The sequence below is a fragment of the Winogradskyella psychrotolerans genome (genome assembly GCF_018860565.1).
Classification (GTDB): Bacteria; Bacteroidota; Bacteroidia; order Flavobacteriales; family Flavobacteriaceae; genus Winogradskyella; species Winogradskyella damuponensis.
In genome coordinates this window covers 55,035-74,280 of record NZ_JAHKPS010000012.1, presented here as the reverse complement: position 1 = coordinate 74,280, position 19,246 = coordinate 55,035, and the positions used below count along the sequence as shown (strand labels likewise).

Here is a 19,246-nt window from a genome sequence, read left to right as displayed (position 1 = left end):
TCTGAATGAAAACGAAATTTTAAGCTAATATCACAAAAACGTTTCCTTAATGACTTCTAAAAACTGATCGCGTTTAGATTTTGAAATAGGTATTCTTTTTTTATTCGTCATCAATAGATAATCACCATCATCTTTTACCAATTCGTCCACGTATTTTAAGTTAATTAAATAGGAACGATGACATTTAAAGAACATGGCATTACCTTCTAATTGCACTACAAAATGCTTTAAGGGTTTACAAATTGTTTTTTGTTTGCCATCTATAAGCTGTACATTGGTGTACATGCTATCGGCTTCAAAATAAATAATGTCGTTATGAGATGCAAACATGATGCCTTTAGGGATTTCTAAGGCTATTTTATCCATGGACAACTGCTTTAAAGAGTCGCGCAACTTATTTAATTGATCGTTTAAATTATTGGCTTTTATAGCTTCTTCGGCTTTGGCCACCGCTTCTTTTAGTTCGCTAGTATCTACAGGTTTTAACAGATAATCTACTGCAGATAATTTGAAGGCTTCTATAGCATATTGGTTATACGCTGTGACAAATATGATTTTAAAATCGATATGATTTGGAAAGTATTCTAAAATATCTAAACCTGACTGGTTGGGCATTTCAATATCTAAAAATACAATATCTGGTTTTGAAGACTTTATTAAGTCCACACCAGAGGTTAAATCTTGCGCTTCGGCAATACTTGTGATACTTGTACAATGTTCAGTTATGAGCTTAGATAATAAGTGTCTGGCGCGTTTTTCGTCGTCTATAATTATGGCTTTCATAGTTGTATTATATAGGCATTGTTATAACCACCTTGGTTCCTGAAGCGGTTTGATTTTCATTGTACAAATCTTCAATAGCAATGGTTATATTACGTTTTAATTTATTTTTGTAAAGGTGCACACGTTCTTCATTGGCTTTGGTTGCAAAAGGTTTGTGCTGTTGGTTGGGTCGTTTTAATTTTTCGGATTGTGCTCTACCTATACCATTATCTTCAACGGTAATTTGTAAGTTATTGTTTTCAGTAATTTTAGCTTCAACTTTTAATTGTCTATCCTTTGTTTTGTGTAATAAGCCGTGTTTTAAAGCATTTTCTACATAAGGCTGAATGAACAACGACGGCACTTTTATTTGTTTTGTTTTTAGTTGATGATCTATATGAATTTGATATTCTAACTCGTCTTCAAAACGTACTTTTTCTAATTCTAAATACAATTTTAAAGCATTCAATTCTTCTTGTAAGGTGATTTCGTTTTGCTGACTATAATCGAGATACATACGAATTAATCGGCTAAACTTTACTAAATACGAGCTTGCTAATTCCTTTTCATTCGATACAATATAATCTTGAATGGAATTTAAAGCATTAAAAATAAAATGTGGATTCATTTGCGAACGCAAATTTTCCAATCTTAAATTCGTGATTTTTTTATCGATTAAAATTTTATCAATTTCTGCAATACGTTGGGCTTCTTTTTGTTGTAATCTCCACCTAAAATACAACCAAATCAACCCGAAAACAGTCAATAAAACCAAACCATAAAACCAATAAGTTTCCCAAAATGGTTTTGCTATTTCAAAGGTTATTGGCGCAGCAAAAACAGGTGTTTTAGCACTGATATTTTTTGCTTTAAGCTCAAACGTATAGGTACCACTAGATAAACTATTAAAGTTGACAAAGTGTGTGTTTAATGGTATAGTTTGCCAACTTGAGTCGATCTGTTTTACACGGTATTGATAGTTGACGTGCTGATTAGATTGAAAGCCGTTAGCATTGAAAGTCAATCCAATTTTATTAAAATCGTGAGGCAATTTATAGTTGCTTGCCACCAATGTATCCCGATCGTTTATTGAAACAGCCTCTACCCTAATCTTAGAAGTTTTAAAGGTTTTAAATAAATCTGGCGTTTTAGGCAGTGTATAAAACACTTTTGGTAAAGGAACAATAATTTGATCTTGAAGTATCAAAAAATCATTGACCGCTGTATTTAAACCGTCTTGAGCACTGAGTAATTTAAGGGTTTTACGCGTTACTTGATACTGAAATAAGCCTGCGTCTGTAGAGATCCACAGGACATCACCATCACAGTGTATGTTATTTATTTGAAGATGGTTTGGCAAATCAATTTCAGATTTTGATAAACGATTATTTTCAAATTTTATTAAGCCGTTATGCTGTGTTGCTAGCCAAAGGATGTCATTGCTTTTTGTAATGGCATTCACCAATAAACTGTTGCTTTCGAATTTTAGTTCTTCTGAAACAAAGGTGTTGGTATTGTATTTATAAAATCCGTCGATATAGGAAACAAACAAGTGATCGTCTAAAACCTCCGAAGCTTTGACACGACTTTCTTTTAAAACCTTTTTTTCTGGATTATTAAAAGGCTGTTTATAAACGATACCTTGACGATAGTTACCATAAAACATGGTATTATCATCTATTTTAGAAAATGCTTTAGCAACGGAAAACCGATTGTTTACATCTGTAATTTTATCCGTATTTAAATTAACAATAACAGATTCTGACGCATTAATACTCACCACTAATTGCTCATGCATAGCATCATAAAAAAACTTCCCAATAATTTTATTTCCAGGTAATTGAATTGATTTTACAAGTTGATTCTTATTATAAAAAAGTAGTTTTCCATTATTAGTTCCTAAAACAAACTTATTCTGGTTTAGCCCAATAGCTGCGGTAACTTTAGCGTCTATATAATCTAAATTTGTTTGTCTAATGTTTAAATTTGGCGACACCAACACACCATTATCTAAGGTTGCAAACCAATAATTCTGATTAAAATCTATCGCAACATCAGTTATTGATTCAGATTTAAAAAAACGATCTTTATAATTAAAATGTCCCTCTTTAAATTCAAAAACAAAAACACCTGCAGTTGTTAAAAACCAATAATCGCTACCAAAATTTATGAAGTTATAAATAGTTTCAGATTTTAAAGCATTAGGAGTCTTTATTTTCTCTACAGTATCATCCGCTTTATTTATGACATAAAGAATATTTCCCGCATCACTTTTGTGGGTTAAAAACACCTCATCTTTAAAGGCAAATAACTTAGGAGATTGTATTAATTTTAAGCTCTTAATTTCAAATAACTTTGAAGCATTAGCCCCTTCTATTTTATAAACACGGTGTTTTTTAAATTGTCCCTCTTTATTCAGCACAAATACATAATCACTGTCTTTACTATTGGCATTACTAATACACCAGCCATCAAAAACTTTTGTAACTTTCTTGGTGTTTTTATGAATATCATAAATACCTGAGGTCGTAAACAAACGGATATGCTGTTCTAAAATAGTATAGGCTGCTAATTGGCCTTTTACCAAATCACTAGCGTCGTAAAACAATTCCAATTGATCATTTTCTACATAGAATAACTGGCCGTAAATATTATTACACCATAGTTTGTTTTCGGTATCAAACTTTAATTGAAAAAGTGAATTTGATTTTTGATTGGGATGGCTATAACGTTGATACGACTTCCCATTATAACGAAATAAGCCTTTATCAGCAGCAAACCAAATATAATGTTCATCATCTTCCTGTATGTCATAAAACTCTACATCAGGAAGCGTGGACACATCAGACATATTTTCATATACAGGATTCTGCGCATAAACGAATGCCGCCATTAAAAACAAGGCTATAATAAATATATGTGTTTTAAAATTATACATAATGTAGTGTACAATTCACAAACTTAAATATTTAATTATTTACATAAAGGTCAATTCTTCTGTAACGCTGTATTTTTTTTCTAAAAACAAAAAACGCTTACATTTCTGCAAGCGTTTTAATTTATCTCTTAAGAATTCCCTTCTTTAAAGGAATTCACTAACTAATAAAATTAAGAGATAATGGGTAGCTTGGTAATTCTCCATTACTAGCTTTTATAGCGTTTACAATCGGCATTACAAAAGCCAAAATTGCAACTAATATTAAGGTTAAGATTCCTAATCCAACAACGAAGATTAACGGAATACTAATTATAGAATAGATTAACATGCTTAATTGGAAGTTTAAAATAGACTTTCCATGAGCGTCCATACCATCAACTTGCTCTTTTTGTGTCGCCCAGATAATAAGTGGTGCAATTAGTCCACCAAATCCTGTAACATAGGTCAGCAATTGTGATAAATGAGTAATAACTAATAATTGGTTGTCTGTGCGTTTAAGCGTGTGATAATTTGATTCCATAATTGATGATTTTACACTAATAGGACGCAAACCATTTAAAAATGTTACACCTTAATATTTATATTAGTAAAAATTACAATTCAATTTCCCGCTTTTTTACTACCAATTTTATAATACTTAAAAGGCAACATCTCGAAAGCGCTTACTTATTCAATCCAAAAACTAGAATCAAAATACATTTAATTTAGATTAACTTGAATCATACTATCTTTCGATAATAATTGATATTATTTCTGTAATTAACTAACAAAACAGTGTTACTTTTTTTGAGATTATAAGAATCTTTTCATAAAAATGAATATATTTTTGTAAGAATTTTCTTTTATTGTTTATCATTTTTCAACTCAAAACATTAATAATCTACATTTTTTTTTCGCCTTGCTGAAAGAATACACTTAATGAATTTACCGTTTTAAAAACCTATTAATCAATAAAATAAAGTAATTTCAAGCCCAAACACATAAGTGTATTTTAACGACAAAACACCCTTTTAATCGTTTTTATTTGCATTTTACCGATGATAATTGCTTTTTATCGAATTTTAATTTGTTACTTTGTGGACTCAGGTTAACTAATAAAAAGGTAAAATGAATCTTCGATTATCCAATGTTCTTAAAATTACAATTGTCTTTTTTTGTTTTTGTTTTTATACAAACGCACAAGTAGGAATTGGTACCACCACTCCTAATCCATCTTCAATATTAGAAATTGAATCTAGTACACAAGGTTTACTTATTCCTAGAGTAGAACTTATTGGCACTAATGATGTGTCCACTATTACCAGCGGCAACGTAGAAAGTCTCTTGGTTTATAATACACAATCTATAAATGATGTTGAACCAGGTTACTATTATTGGGACAGTAGTAAATGGGTTCGTGTAGCTGCAGGCACTAATGCAGATAATCAAAAAATTACAAATTTTAGTGTTACGGGATCAAACCTTAGTATTACTTTAGAAAATGGTAACACCGCAACTGTACCCTTAGCTGATATTGTTTCAGTTACGGATAGTAATATCGCTAACACAAATCTAACTTTAGACGCCAATAGGACATTAACAACAGGTAACTACGATTTAAATATAGATGCTAACACCTTAGTTGTAGATGGTAGTGCAAATGAAGTGGGTATTGGTATTAATAACCCAACAGCTAAACTTGATGTTAATGGAACAGCAAGAATTAGAACGGTAAATAATGGTACGGCAACAGATAATATTTTAACTACAGATTCTAGCGGTAATATACGTAAACGTACAGCAGCAGAGATTGTAGCTGCTGGTGGAGGAAACGATGATAATATTTATGCTTCTAATGGTACAATTACTGGTAATCGTTATGTAAACCAAGGTAATTACGATCTAAATTTTGATTCAAGCACTTTAGTAATAGATGGTAGTGCTAACGAAGTAGGTATAGGCATAAACAACCCTGCAGCTAAATTAGATGTCAATGGAGACGCTAGGATAAGACTAGTAAATATCGGAGCGGATACCGATTATGTATTAACTAGAGATTCTGGTGGAAATATTCGTCGTAGATCTGCCGCTCAAATTGTAACTGCAGGTGGTGGAAAGGATGATAACATTTATGCTACTAATGGCACAATTACTAGTAATCGTTTTGTAAACCAAGGTAGTTATGATCTTAATTTTGATTCAAACACCTTAGTCATAGACGGTAGCTCTAATGAAGTTGGTATAGGCATAAACAGCCCAACAGCTAAATTGGATGTCAACGGAAATGCTAGAATAAGAACAGTAGCTAATGGTGCAGATACTGATAACATCTTAACAAGAGATGCTAGTGGTAATATTCGTCAACGTACTGCTGCACAAATCGTAGCTGCTGGTGGAGGAAATGATGATAACATTTATTCTACTAATGGCACTATTACTGCAAATCGCTATGTATCTCAAGGAAACTATGATCTTAATTTTGATTCAAACACTTTAGTCATAGACGGTAGCGCTAACGAAGTTGGTATAGGCATAAACAGCCCAACAGCTAAATTAGACGTCAATGGAGACGCTAGGATAAGAATAGTAAATAACGGCGCGGATACCGATAACATCTTAACAAGAGATGCTAGTGGTAATATACGTCGTAGAACCGCTGCTCAAATTGTAGCTGCGGGTGGTGGTAGTGATGATAATATTTATTCTACTAGTGGCACAATTACTGGAAATCGTAATATCACTCAGAACAATTACGATGTTAATTTTGATGCCAACACTTTAGTGATTGATGGTAGCGCAAACGAAGTAGGTATCGGTGTTAGTAATCCTACTGCTAAATTGGATGTTAACGGTACTGCTAAAATTAGAACTGTAAACAATGGTGCGGCATCAGATAATGTCCTAACTAGAGACTATAGTGGTAATATACGTAAACGTACGGCAGCAGAGATTGTAGCTGCTGGCGGAGGAAATGATGATAATATTTATGCTACGAGTGGTACAATTACAGGGAATCGTAATATCACTCAAAATAACTACGACGTCAATTTTGATGCCAACACCTTAGTGATTGATGGTAGTGCAAATGAAGTGGGTATTGGTATTAATAACCCAACAGCCAAGCTTGATGTTAATGGAACAGCAAGAATTAGAACGGTAAATAATGGTGCTGCAACGGATAATATTTTAACTAAAGATGCAAGTGGAAATGTGCGCCAAAGAACTGCTGCTGAAATTGTGGCTGCTGGTGGTGGTAACGATGACAATATTTATTCTACGAGTGGTACAATTACAGGAAACCGTAATATCACTCAAAATAACTACGATGTTAATTTTGATGCTAACACCTTAGTGATTGATGGTAGCGCAAACAACGTTGGTATTGGAACCACATATCCTAATATAGATTTAGCTATTGGTGATACAGATACTGGTTTACAACAACAAGGTGATGGAAACTTGTCTATTTACTCAAATAACAACGAAAGAGTAAGAATAAATAGTAACGGTAATGTAGGAGTGGGAACCATTGCCCCTACAGAGCGCTTTCATGTTAATGGTATTAGCCGATTAGGGACTAACAGATCTCATGACGGTGATTTTAGACTTCACGAAATGGGTACAGGAAACAGAAACTCGAGGGTTCAATTCTTCTCTGATTCAGACAGTGCGAATGAAGCTGAAATTATTCGATCAAGTGGTACTGACGGTTCTTTAATAATAGACAATGAAGGTAATGGTATTATGTATTTGCGTAACCGCGGATCTGGACAAATTAGATTAGGAACCAACAATACCGATGACTTTTATATTGAAGATGGTGGTAATGTAGGTATTGGTATAAATAACCCAACAGCAAAGTTCGATGTCAATGGAGACGCTAGGATAAGAATAGTAAATAACGGCGCGGATACCGATAATATTTTAACTAGAGATGCTAGTGGTAATATACGCCGTAGAACCGCTGCTCAAATTGTAGCTGCGGGTGGTGGTAGTGATGATAATATTTATTCTACTAGTGGCACAATTACTGGAAATCGTAATATCACGCAAAATAACTACGACGTCAATTTTGATGCCAACACCTTAGTGATTGATGGCAGTGCTAATGAAGTGGGTATTGGTATTAATAACCCAACAGCTAAGCTTGATGTTAATGGAACAGCAAGAATTAGAACGGTAAATAATGGTGCGGCAACGGATAATATTTTAACTAAAGATGCAAGTGGAAATGTGCGCCAAAGAACTGCTGCTGAAATTGTGGCTGCTGGTGGTGGTAACGATGATAACATTTATTCTACGAGTGGTACAATTACAGGAAACCGTAATATCACTCAAAATAACTACGATGTTAATTTTGATGCTAACACCTTAGTGATTGATGGTAGCGCAAACAACGTTGGTATTGGAACCGCATATCCTAATATAGATTTAGCTATTGGTGATACAGATACAGGTTTACAACAGCAAGGTGATGGCAACTTATCTATTTACTCAAATAACAACGAAAGAATAAGAATAAATAGTAACGGTAATGTGGGCGTGGGAACAATAACACCTACAGAACGATTTCATGTCAATGGTATTAGCCGATTAGGGACTAACAGATCTCATGACGGTGATTTTAGACTTCACGAAATGGGTACAGGAAACAGAAACTCAAGGGTTCAATTCTTCTCTGACTCAGACAGTGCGAATGAAGCTGAGATTATTCGATCAAGTGGTACTGACGGTTCTTTAATAATAGACAACGAAGGTAATGGTATTATGTATTTGCGTAACCGCGGATCTGGACAGATTAGATTAGGAACCAACAATACCGATGACTTTTATATTGAAGATGGTGGTAATGTAGGTATTGGTATAAATAACCCAACAGCAAAGTTCGATGTCAATGGAACTGCTAGAATTAGAACCGTTAATAATGGAGATGCTTCTGATAATATTTTAACAAGAGATTCTAATGGTAACATTCGCAGAAGAACAGCTGCACAAATTGTAACGGCTGCAGGAATTTCTAATATAACCGCCAGTAATGGCTTAACTAAGTCTGGAAATGATGTTCGCCTAGGAGGTACTATTACAAATAATACAAATGTTCTTATTTCTGGGACTAATGACTTAAACTTTGATTCAAACACTTTAGTTGTAGACGGCGGAACTAATAATGTCGGTGTGGGATTGAATAACCCAACTGCAAAACTAGATGTCAATGGAAATGCTAGAATTAGAACTGTAGATGATGGTGCGGCAACAGATAATATCCTAACTAGAGATTCTAGTGGTAATATTCGTAAACGTACAGCAGCAGAGATTGTAGCTGCTGGTGGCGGAGGTGATGATAATTTTTATTCCACAAGTGGTACAATTACAGGAAACCGTAATATCACTCAAAATAATTACGATGTTAATTTTGACGCCAACACTTTAGTAATCGATGGTAGCTCAAATAATGTTGGTATTGGAACCACGAGCCCTAATATAGATCTAGCTATTGGTGACACAGATACAGGTTTACAACAGCAAGGCGACGGAAACTTGTCTATTTATTCAAATAATAATGAAAGAATAAGAATAAATAGTAACGGTAATGTGGGAGTGGGAACAATAACACCTACTGAGCGATTTCATGTTAATGGAAACAGTAGATTGGGCTCAAATAATTTCCGTGATGGTGATTTCAGAATTAATGAAATGGGAACTGGTAACAGAAACTCTCGAATTCAATTTTTTACGGATACTGATACAGCAAACGATGCCGAGATTATTAGAAATAATGGTTCGGATGGGGATTTTATTATTGATAATGAAGGTAACGGTGTTATGTATTTGCGTAGTCGTGGATCTGGACAAATAAGATTAGGAACTAACAATACAGATGACTTCTTTATAGAGGATGGTGGTAACGTGGGTATAGGTATAAGTGATCCTACGGCTAAATTAGATATTAGCGGAACGGCTAGAATTAGAACGGTAAACAACGGAGAGGATTCTGACAATATTTTAACCAGAGATTCTAGTGGTAACATTCGAAGAAGGACAGCTGCACAAATTGTAGCCGCTGGTGGAGGAACCGAAGATAACTTGTATCACACCAACGGAACTTTAACTTCAAATCGAATTATAAATTTAAGTGCAAATACCATAGATTTTAATGGTAGTGCCAACGATGCTTTCCAAGTTGATGGATCTACTTTTACAGTAGACGCTGATACTAATAGAATTGGTATTGGAATGTCGGACCCTGAAGAAAGGCTGAACATTATCAACGGTAACATTCAAGTGGGTCGTGCGGCATCACTGCATTCACAAATGGAAATCAATAGAATTGAAGTAGGTATAAATACTGGTTCGGTTGCACTTACAGCTAACGATGGTGGTGGAAATGCTAACGTAACTTTTAATAATACAGCTCGAATCCCAGATGTAAACGGTAATGCAGCACGAATAAGTGTAAATGTAGATAGCAGTACAAATGCAGCAATGTCATTTGAATTAGCTGAAGGTGTAACAGCAGGAACCGCTGTAACGACTAGTACTGGAATGACTTTAACTACAACAGGATTAGGGATTGGCACAACTGGACCTACAGAAAAATTAGACATTAATGGCACAGCCCGTGTACGCGATTTAAGCAATTCGCAAAATAGAATTGTGTACGCTGATAGTCAAGGTGTTTTAAACATTAGATCTACTAGAAGTGCAACTTTTGCCAGAGGTACAGGTGCTAATTATAATAGTTCGGATGATTGGAGAAGAATTTCTAATGCATCCTCTGCCTTAGATGTAAGAAACGGAGATGTTATATTAGTAAATTGGTCAACCATAGTAAAACTAACTGGTGCAAGTACTACGGATACTTTAAATTTTGAGGTTCGTTTAACCGGAAGCGATGGATGTAGTGACATCAGTTTATCAGGAGGGGATTTTCCAGAAGTTAACCATGATTATTTCAAAGGCTATAATGGGACCAGTGGTGCAAATAGTTCTTGTGACGGAACGTATACGATATCGCTTTGGGGAAGAAACTTAGGTAGTGACAACTGGTCATATAATGAATCTAATGTTACAGCTACAGTAAATTAAAATAAGTAATAGACACTATTTAATTTTTAAATAAATATCTATGATAAATTTTATAAATATTGTGAAGATAAAACACCCATTTTTCAATACTCATGTAAGGACTATTACAGCTTTTATTATGTTATTTGGAACGGCTTTCTCAGCTTACGCACAGTTAAGCGTAAGAAATGACAATTTTATTATTGTAAATGATGAAATTATTTTTGTAAACGATGCTATAACGTTAGGTGAAACGGATTCAAAATTTTATTTAAGAAAAGAGGGACAACTTATTCAAGGGAATGAAGTTTCTACTAATACAGGACTTGGTGAGCTCAGTGTTTATCAGACAGGTAATGCTAGCAATTACACCTATAATTATTGGTGTTCGCCTGTAGGGAATAATTCTAATTTATTTGGGAATGAATCTGCTCGTGTCAATTTAATTGATGAGGCTACTTATCTTGTAACCTTACAAGATCCAGAAGGTTTAACTTCGAGTGCTGATGTAGAATTCACCTCTAGCTTTGACGGATTTTCATCACCATCACTAACAATCTCTAATCGCTGGCTATACACCTTTAATACATCGAATGACTACACCGATTGGAATTATGTTGGCGCATCATCCTCTATTTTACCTGGACTTGGATTTACGATGAAAGGTGTAATGGGAACTACCAACCAATTGTATGATTTTAGAGGAAAAGCCAATAATGGAACCATAAGTAATATTGTTACTGCTGACGAATTTACGTTAATAGGTAATCCTTATCCATCAGCGATAGATGCCTTACGTTTTATCCATGATCCACAAAATACTAATTTGAATAATGCACCTAGTCCGCAACCTACAACCACTGGTGCGCTGTATTTTTGGGAGCAATCCGATGAAGGATCTCATATGCTTTCGGATTATGTAGGTGGCTACGCATCATATACAATCTCTAGTACTGGTGTTGAAAGTTTTGTAAATGCCATGTTTTCAGCTTATGATGGTGCAGGAAACCCAATACCTTTAGCCCCATCACCGGATGACAATACAGGTTCTAAAATATCAAAACGATACATTCCAATTGGTCAAGGTTTTATGATAGAAGGCGCTAGTGGTATATTACCTGGCTCTTTAGTGCATCTGAAAAATGCGCATCGCGTATATGAAAAGATTTCTGATGGTAATAGCATGTTCTTTAGAAGTGCAAACACTCAAACTTCATCAGAAGATAGTGATTCAAGCGAACTTCTATATAATGAATATGGTCTTAATAATGTACCTCAAGATCATAAGAGATTTCGTTTAAATGTTACATTTAATGATCAATATACAAGACAATTGCTTCATAATTTTCATCATTCAGCAACTCCTGAATTTGATTATGGATTAGAAGCAAAATCGTCTAGTGATGCTCCAACTGATGCTTATTGGATACTGGGTACGGTACCTTATACGATTCAAGCACATGCTTATGCTATAGATTTGTCATTACCTGTAGTGGTTAGGTCTAGCCAACAGCAACAATTAAAATTTAGCATTTTTGACGTTCAAAATTTCGAAGATGATCAACCGATATATTTACACGATATAGAAAATGATATCTACATAGATTTGACACAACAGGATTATGATCTAAATATTGAGGAAGGAAATTTTGATGCTCGATTTAGAATTGTCTTTCAAGATGATAATACCTTAAATGCTCAAGCTCACATTAAAAATCAATTTGATATTTTGGCCATTAATCAAGAATCTCAGTTTCTTATATTAAATCCTAATATGAAAAACTTAAAATCGTTCCAAGTATACGATATTAATGGAAGGTTAGTTTTAAGTCACTCTATTTCATCTATTGAAGATCAGTATAATTTCCCATCAAAATCTTTAAATGATGGGGTATATTTAGCCAGTATTCAACTTTTTAATAACGAATCTTTCACTAAAAAACTAATAGTAAATCATAAATAAGACTAAATAGCAAAACAATTAGAAATTATCAATGCGCTTTAAAATAAAAATGATGTTAACTCATTTTTTCTAGTCATTTAATGAATCGTAATATCATTAACTATAAAGAAGCCCCAAATCTACTTTATATACAAAAAAAGCTATCATTGTTAACAAGACTTACAACTACCACCCTCTTTCTTTACTCCTAACTTTACCAAAATAGTTTCCAATAAGCACCATTTTGTGAAGGCCGATTGAATTAAATTCACTCCAATAAATACCGTAAACCACATCCAGTTAGGACTTACGTATACGGAAAGGACCACACTTAATAATACCATGGTACCAACGATGACTCTAAAATATGTATTTAACATTTTAATTAATTTTTAAGTTTATATAAATCTTTCAATAGGAACTACAATCGCTTTTATAGGATTATTAGTTTCTAAATTTTCATTGAATTCTTTTATTAAAGTGAATAGCTCGTCAATATTTTTATCTTCTGTAAAGGAAAAAAACATTTCAGAATCCGCTCCACTTTGCTTACTCGCAAACCAATTAGAATCAAGCTTTACAGCTGTAGTAGTTTTAAATCCTTCAATATCGGACTCACTGAAATTACTAATTTGAGCCTGCTTAAATAACTCGATGATATCTTTTTTGTAGTAATCCACTACGGTGACTATGACTAATTTCATTTGTATGTGTTTTAGTTTCTCGCGGATTTCACAGATTCATGCAGATTGTAGGTGTTTATTCTGCGCAAATCTGTGAAATTTGCGGAACAATTATTACTTATAATTCTTCTTCTCTATCATGTAATATACTAATGGCACCACCAACAATGTTAATACTGTTGACACAATTGTTCCTCCCATTAATGAAATGGCTAATCCTTGGAAAATTGGGTCAAACAAAATCACGAAAGCTCCAATAACAACCGTTCCCGCAGTTAATAAAATTGGTGTGGTTCTAACGGCTCCTGCTTCAATTGCGGCTTGTTTTAACGGTACGCCTTCTGCTGTTCTTAAGTTGATAAAATCAATCAGTAATACTGAGTTTCTTACCATAATGCCGGCTAAAGCAATCATACCAATAAATGAAGTGGCAGTAAAGAATGCTCCCATCAACCAATGGCCTAAAATTATTCCGATTAAGGATAATGGGATCGCAACCATCATAACAATTGGTGCTTTAAAGTTTTGAAACCAGCCGACAATTAATATGTAAATCAATATAATAGCACCTAAAAAGGCAATTCCTAAATCTCTAAAGACTTCTAATGTAATTTGCCATTCACCATCCCATTTTACGGTATAATCATCTTCAAATTCTGGTTGCCCTAAGTACATTTCATTGATCTCAAAACCTTGTGGTAATGGAATATCTTTTAATTTTTCTTCCATGCCTAAAATGGCATACGCAGGACTTTCTAAATCTCCAGCCATATCTGCCATGACATGCACCACACGTTTTTGATTTTTTCGATAGATACTTTTTGCCGCAGTTGTTTCACTAATCGTTACCAAATCGGCAATTGGCACCATATGGCCTTGTTTCGATTTCACTTTTAATTGTGAAATATCCGTAATCGTCGATTTTTCTTTTTCATCTAAAGCTAATACTAAGCCTACTTGGCTAACTGCATCTTCATCATATAAATTAGTGATAGCTCTATTAGATAACGCCATGTTCATAGTATACGCTATTTGCTGTGGTGCTACACCATATAACATGGCTTTCTCTTTATTGATATCGAATTGATATTCGGTTTGATCATCTTCAACCATCCAATCAATATCAACCACATCAGTTGTGTTCTTTAAGATATCTTGAACGTGGTTTGCAACTTTAATTTGTTCTTCATAATCAGGTCCATAAATTTCGGCAACAATAGTTGATAATACAGGTGGTCCTGGTGGCACTTCAACCAACTTCACATTCGCATTGTATTTTGAAGCAATCTTCTGAATATCTGGACGCAATAATTTAGCGATATCATGACTTTGCGCTGAACGGTCTTCTTTAGATAATAAATTTACTTGAATATCTGCCATATTAGAGCCACCACGTAAATCGTAATGACGTACTAAACCATTAAAAGTAATTGGTGCAGACGTCCCAACATAGTTTTGATAATTCACTACTTCTGGTCGGGTCGATAAATACTGAGAAATCTCTTGAGCTACAACACCTGTGCGTTCTAAAGTTGTACCTTCTGGCATATCAATCACCACCTGAAACTCATTCTTGTTATCAAAAGGCAGCATTTTTACAGCAACCGAATTGGTAAAAAATAAGGCCATCGTTCCTAATAAGACAGCAAACGTTCCTAATAAAAACAACCAACGTTTTCCTTTACTTTCTAAAAGCGGTCTTTCAAATTTGTTGTAAATTCTATAAATCAGTGTGTCCTCTACTGCTTTTTCAGGCTTCTCCTCCGCTCCTTTTTTATCTTTCTCTCTTAAGAAAATATAACCCAAATAAGGCGTAATGGTTAAAGCTACAAATAGCGATAAAATCATAGCAATTGATGCTCCAATTGGCATTGGTGCCATATACGGTCCCATTAATCCAGACACAAAAGCCATTGGTAATACCGAAGCAATCACCGTAAATGTCGCTAAGATGGTTGGATTACCAACTTCGTTAATGGCGTATAAAGCGGCTTGTTTAAATGGTAAGCGTTTCATTTTGAAATGCCTATGCATGTTTTCGGCAATAATAATAGAGTCATCGACGACGATTCCTGTTACGAATACTAATGCGAATAACGTAATTCGGTTAAGCGTATAATCCATCATGTAGTAACTCAACAAGGTTAAAGCAAACGTAATTGGTACTGATAAAAATACGACCAATCCACCTCGCCAGCCCATGGCTAACATTACTACAATCGTTACTGCAAAGATAGAACCGATAAGGTGTAACAGTAATTCTGACACTTTATGAGATGCGGTTTCTCCGTAGTTTCTTGTAATTTCTACATGAACATCATCTGGAATTAAAGTTGCTCGTAAATGATCTACTTTATCTATAATCACTTCCGCGATTTTCATGGCATCTGCACCTTTTCGTTTGGCAACAGAAATGGTAACTGCAGGATATTCTGACTTGTACTCAGCTGATTTTTCGCCTCCTTTTCCAAAGCCTAAACTCACATAATTCTGTGGCACTTCTGGACCGTCGATAATGTTAGCCACTTGTTTTAAATAAATTGGCTGATTTTGTTGTACACCAACCACTAAATTTTCAACATCAGTTACTGAGGCTAAGAACTTACCTGTATTTACCAAAAACTCCGTGTCACTTTTATCAAAACTTCCAGCACTTAATTGGCTGTTGTTGGCTTTAATCATTTCAGACACCGACAAGAAATCTAATCCGCTCGCTGCTAATTTATCCTTATCTAAAACCACACGTAACTGACGGTCTCTTCCTCCAATTTTATGTGTAATTGCCACATCATTTACCTTCTTAATCTCAGCCTCTAATTCTTGAGCCATTTGGTTTAACTGGTAATCGTCATAATTCTCGCTCCATAAGGTCAATCCTAACATTGGCACATCGTCAATAGCACGTGTTTTTACTAATGGAAACGTTACACCAGCTGGCATTTGGTCCATGTGTTTGTTAATTTCGTTGTATAATTTTACAAACGAACGCTCAATATCTTCACCCACATAAAACTGAACAATGACCATGCCTTGTTCTTTCATAGAGGTTGAATACACATATTCTACACCTTTAATATTCGATATTAATTGCTCTAAAGGTTTAATGACACGCGATTCTACTTCCGTTGGACTTGCTCCTGGATAACCCACAAAAATGTCTGCCATTGGCACGTCGATTTGTGGTTCTTCTTCACGCGGAATTAAAAACGAACTATATACACCAACCACCATAAATACAATCATCAAAAGCACTGTAAGCTTCGATTGCATAAAGACTTTGGCGATTTTACCTGCGATTCCTTCTTTCATAATAATCTAATTATTGAATTGAAATTTTTGCACCATTGTATAGCTTTCCTTCTGCTGATACAATATAAGCCTCATCTGCATTTAAACCCGATAATACTTCTACTTGGTCTCCAAAGGTTCTTCCTAAACGCAACCACCTTAATAATGCTGTATTACTTTGACTTACGGTATACACACCAGATAATTGTCCGTTTGTTATAATAACATCACTTGGAATTAAAACCATTGCTGTCGCTGCTTTTCTTTCTACAGGAAATTGTACGGTTGTAAACATTCCTGATAAAATAGTAGCCTCTGTTTTATCTAAATCTATTTTTACTAAATATTGTCCACCTGTGTTTTTGGCAGATGTACTTACTTCAGCTACTTTTCCTTTTAAGGTTTGATTAATTGATTTCACCAACACGTCAACAGTAGTTCCTTTTTTTATCTGAGAAATTTCAGATTCTGGTACCATAGCCATCACTTCAAAATGTCCTGGTGTTTCAATGCTTATTAATGGTGCTCCTGGATTTGCCATATCACCAGCTTCTACATTTTTACTTGTAATAGTTCCGTTAAAAGGTGCCGTAATATTACTGTATGTGAACTGCGCATTGATTTCGTTTTTCATTTGGTTAGCCGATTCTAATCGTGCTTTTGCCATTTCATAATTTGCTGTCATATCATCCATCTCTTTTTGTGATGCACTGTTATCTGCAAACAAGTTTTTAAAACGGTTGTAATCTTTTTGTGCGTTATTGAAGGCAGCCGTAGCTTCTGTAATTCCGGCATTGACTTGTGCCCGTTTGGCTTGTAAATCGGCATTATTTATAGACACTAATAATTGACCTTTATTTACTTTATCTCCAACATTAGCATGTACTTTATTAACGTAACCCATCATTCTAGTGCTTAAATCAGCACTATTCACGGCTTGAATTTTTCCACTTACAGCCAAAAACGGACTATTCGTATTGGCTTCTACCTGACTCGTTTTTACCGTAATTGCAGGTAAATTATCGGTAATTGGCTTTTTGTCTTCACTTCCGCAACTCGCTAGTAATAAGGCTAAGGAAAATGTTAGAATTGTATATGTTTTTTTCATTTTGATTGTTTTTATTTTAATACCTACAAGGTTTTAGAAACTTTGTAGAAAAAATTATTCTTTGGTTAAAAATTCTAAATAGGCTTGTGCGTAATTGTATTCGAAAATGGTTTGGTAATATTCTAATTGCTTTTGGGCGTATTGTGTTTCTGCGATTAATAAATCAGACGTTTTTTCTAACCCTTCTTTAAATCTATTGGTTCTTATTCTTAAAGACTCTTCAGATTGCTCTAAGGCTAAAGTGTTTAATGCTAATTTATTTTCTGCATCGATAAAAGCGCGCTTTGCTTTGTTTAATTCCAAATTACTTTGAGACACATATTGCTTGTATTCTAGTTTTGATTTTTCGAATTCTGATTTACTTTTTTGTGCTTTCCCAAAGCGTTTAGAGCCTTGAAAAATATCCCAGCTTAATTGTGCCCCAAACAAATAACCATTGGCATCCGCTTGAAAAATCTGGTCGTCATACAACTCGTAACTTCCAAATGCATTTAATCTTGGTAAGAATGCCATTTTATCAGCCTTATTCATAGCTTCATAAGCCTTTGAAGCCAATTCCATGGCTTTAATATCCGAACGATTTTCAGAAATAGATTTATCTTCCATTGCAATAGTTGAAACCGTTAACTCATCTGTTGGTGTGTAAATCACATACGTCTCATCATTCATTAAAAACGATAAGTAGTTAGAGGCATTCTGCACATTACTTTTTGCAGATTGCAACTGATTCTGAACTTCCGTTACTCGAACTTCAACATTCAACACATCTGCACGTTGTAAATAGCCTTGTTTTAAACTATTATCTGCTAATTTCTTGTTAGCATTTGCCGCTTCTAATGCTTTTTCTAAAACATCAACTGCCTTGTACGCTAATTGTAATTGCATATAGGCTTTTTCAACCTCAAACGCTAAGTAATCTTGTGTACGTTCTGTCTTTAAAGACATGGCTTCCATTTTAGATTTGGCTGCTTTACGTTGATACAGACCATCAAAATTGATTAATGGTTGTTGAATTTCGAATTTTGTCGCGTAGTTTTCAATCTGCGAAGGATCGTTTAATAATGCAGGATTAAAATCGTTTTGCGTTAATATTTCTTGATTCAACTTAGAACCAAAAGCCATTAACGGATTCGTAGTTGCTATTGCGGTATGACTTGCTGTAATGTTAGGTAAAAACACTGCATTGGTTTGTCTAAAATCGGCTTTCGCTTGTTTAAACTCCTCTTCAGAAATCTTTATACTTGTATTATTTTCTGAAACTCTACTTAAGACCTCAGTTTTTGTTATAGACACTGCATCTTGAGCCTTCACGGACATCGTAAACGCGAAAAGTAATAGTGGTATATAAATATGTTTTTTCATCAATTATTAATTTATAGTACAAATGTACATTAGGTAAAATCAGAAGTTAGTAACAAAGGTTACCAACGAAAAAGGCATTTATAAATCCTTATAAATGCCCTTTTACTAACCAACCAAAA

10 protein-coding genes are annotated in these 19,246 nt (G+C 34.4%); 2 read left to right on the top strand and 8 right to left on the bottom strand.

Annotated features, from left to right (window positions below; translation table 11 throughout):
* Positions 1 to 30 precede the first annotated feature (30 nt).
* From KO504_RS04440 to KO504_RS04430, 3 genes are all read right to left on the bottom strand, one after another.
* The gene (locus tag KO504_RS04440; RefSeq protein ID WP_215925128.1) at positions 31 to 783 is read right to left on the bottom strand and encodes a LytR/AlgR family response regulator transcription factor; all 753 of its coding nucleotides are present in this window, start codon (positions 781 to 783) and stop codon (positions 31 to 33) included.
* A gap of 7 nt (positions 784 to 790) precedes the next feature.
* A complete protein-coding gene (locus tag KO504_RS04435; RefSeq protein ID WP_215925127.1) occupies positions 791 to 3,700 on the bottom strand; it encodes a sensor histidine kinase in 2,910 nt (969 codons plus the stop codon).
* Between the two features lie 157 nt (positions 3,701 to 3,857).
* Entirely contained in the window at positions 3,858 to 4,220 is a 363-nt protein-coding gene (locus KO504_RS04430) for a DUF4870 domain-containing protein (RefSeq protein ID WP_092447245.1), read from the bottom strand.
* Positions 4,221 to 4,807: 587 nt separating this feature from the next.
* On the opposite strand from KO504_RS04430, the gene KO504_RS04425 reads away from it, so the two are divergent.
* Complete coding sequence (locus KO504_RS04425; RefSeq protein WP_215925126.1) at positions 4,808 to 10,765, top strand: beta strand repeat-containing protein; 5,958 nt, start codon at positions 4,808 to 4,810, stop codon at positions 10,763 to 10,765.
* A 40-nt stretch (positions 10,766 to 10,805) separates the two neighbouring features.
* A complete protein-coding gene (locus KO504_RS04420; protein ID WP_215925125.1) occupies positions 10,806 to 12,707 on the top strand; it encodes a T9SS type A sorting domain-containing protein in 1,902 nt (633 codons plus the stop codon).
* 149 nt (positions 12,708 to 12,856) lie between these two features.
* Here the strand turns inward: KO504_RS04420 and KO504_RS04415 are convergent, their stop codons facing one another.
* The 5 genes from KO504_RS04415 to KO504_RS04395 all read right to left on the bottom strand — a co-directional run bounded on the left by KO504_RS04415 (position 12,857) and on the right by KO504_RS04395 (position 19,127).
* Positions 12,857 to 13,066 (bottom strand): YgaP family membrane protein, encoded by a 210-nt coding sequence (locus tag KO504_RS04415; RefSeq protein ID WP_215925124.1) that lies wholly within the window; start codon positions 13,064 to 13,066, stop codon positions 12,857 to 12,859.
* Between the two features lie 18 nt (positions 13,067 to 13,084).
* Positions 13,085 to 13,390, bottom strand: a complete 306-nt coding sequence (locus KO504_RS04410; protein ID WP_215925123.1) for a hypothetical protein — start codon at positions 13,388 to 13,390, stop codon at positions 13,085 to 13,087.
* Between the two features lie 93 nt (positions 13,391 to 13,483).
* Positions 13,484 to 16,678: an efflux RND transporter permease subunit gene (locus KO504_RS04405; protein WP_215925122.1), complete on the bottom strand. Its 3,195-nt coding sequence runs from the start codon at positions 16,676 to 16,678 to the stop codon at positions 13,484 to 13,486.
* A 10-nt stretch (positions 16,679 to 16,688) separates the two neighbouring features.
* Entirely contained in the window at positions 16,689 to 17,765 is a 1,077-nt protein-coding gene (locus KO504_RS04400; RefSeq protein ID WP_215925121.1) for an efflux RND transporter periplasmic adaptor subunit, read from the bottom strand.
* Between the two features lie 54 nt (positions 17,766 to 17,819).
* Positions 17,820 to 19,127, bottom strand: coding sequence for a TolC family protein (locus KO504_RS04395; protein WP_215925120.1), 1,308 nt, complete (start codon positions 19,125 to 19,127; stop codon positions 17,820 to 17,822).
* Positions 19,128 to 19,246: the final 119 nt, after the last annotated feature.

Bases quoted from the DNA above. Each gene is read 5' to 3' on its own strand.
- KO504_RS04400 (WP_215925121.1), bottom strand. From the start codon at position 17,765: ATGAAAAAAACATATACAATTCTAACATTTTCCTTAGCCTTATTACTA.
- KO504_RS04425 (WP_215925126.1), top strand. From the start codon at position 4,808: ATGAATCTTCGATTATCCAATGTTCTTAAAATTACAATTGTCTTTTTT.
- KO504_RS04430 (WP_092447245.1), bottom strand. From the start codon at position 4,220: ATGGAATCAAATTATCACACGCTTAAACGCACAGACAACCAATTATTA.
- KO504_RS04440 (WP_215925128.1), bottom strand. From the start codon at position 783: ATGAAAGCCATAATTATAGACGACGAAAAACGCGCCAGACACTTATTA.
- KO504_RS04405 (WP_215925122.1), bottom strand. From the start codon at position 16,678: ATGAAAGAAGGAATCGCAGGTAAAATCGCCAAAGTCTTTATGCAATCG.
- KO504_RS04420 (WP_215925125.1), top strand. From the start codon at position 10,806: ATGATAAATTTTATAAATATTGTGAAGATAAAACACCCATTTTTCAAT.
- KO504_RS04435 (WP_215925127.1), bottom strand. From the start codon at position 3,700: ATGTATAATTTTAAAACACATATATTTATTATAGCCTTGTTTTTAATG.
- KO504_RS04395 (WP_215925120.1), bottom strand. From the start codon at position 19,127: ATGAAAAAACATATTTATATACCACTATTACTTTTCGCGTTTACGATG.
- KO504_RS04410 (WP_215925123.1), bottom strand. From the start codon at position 13,390: ATGAAATTAGTCATAGTCACCGTAGTGGATTACTACAAAAAAGATATC.
- KO504_RS04415 (WP_215925124.1), bottom strand. From the start codon at position 13,066: ATGTTAAATACATATTTTAGAGTCATCGTTGGTACCATGGTATTATTA.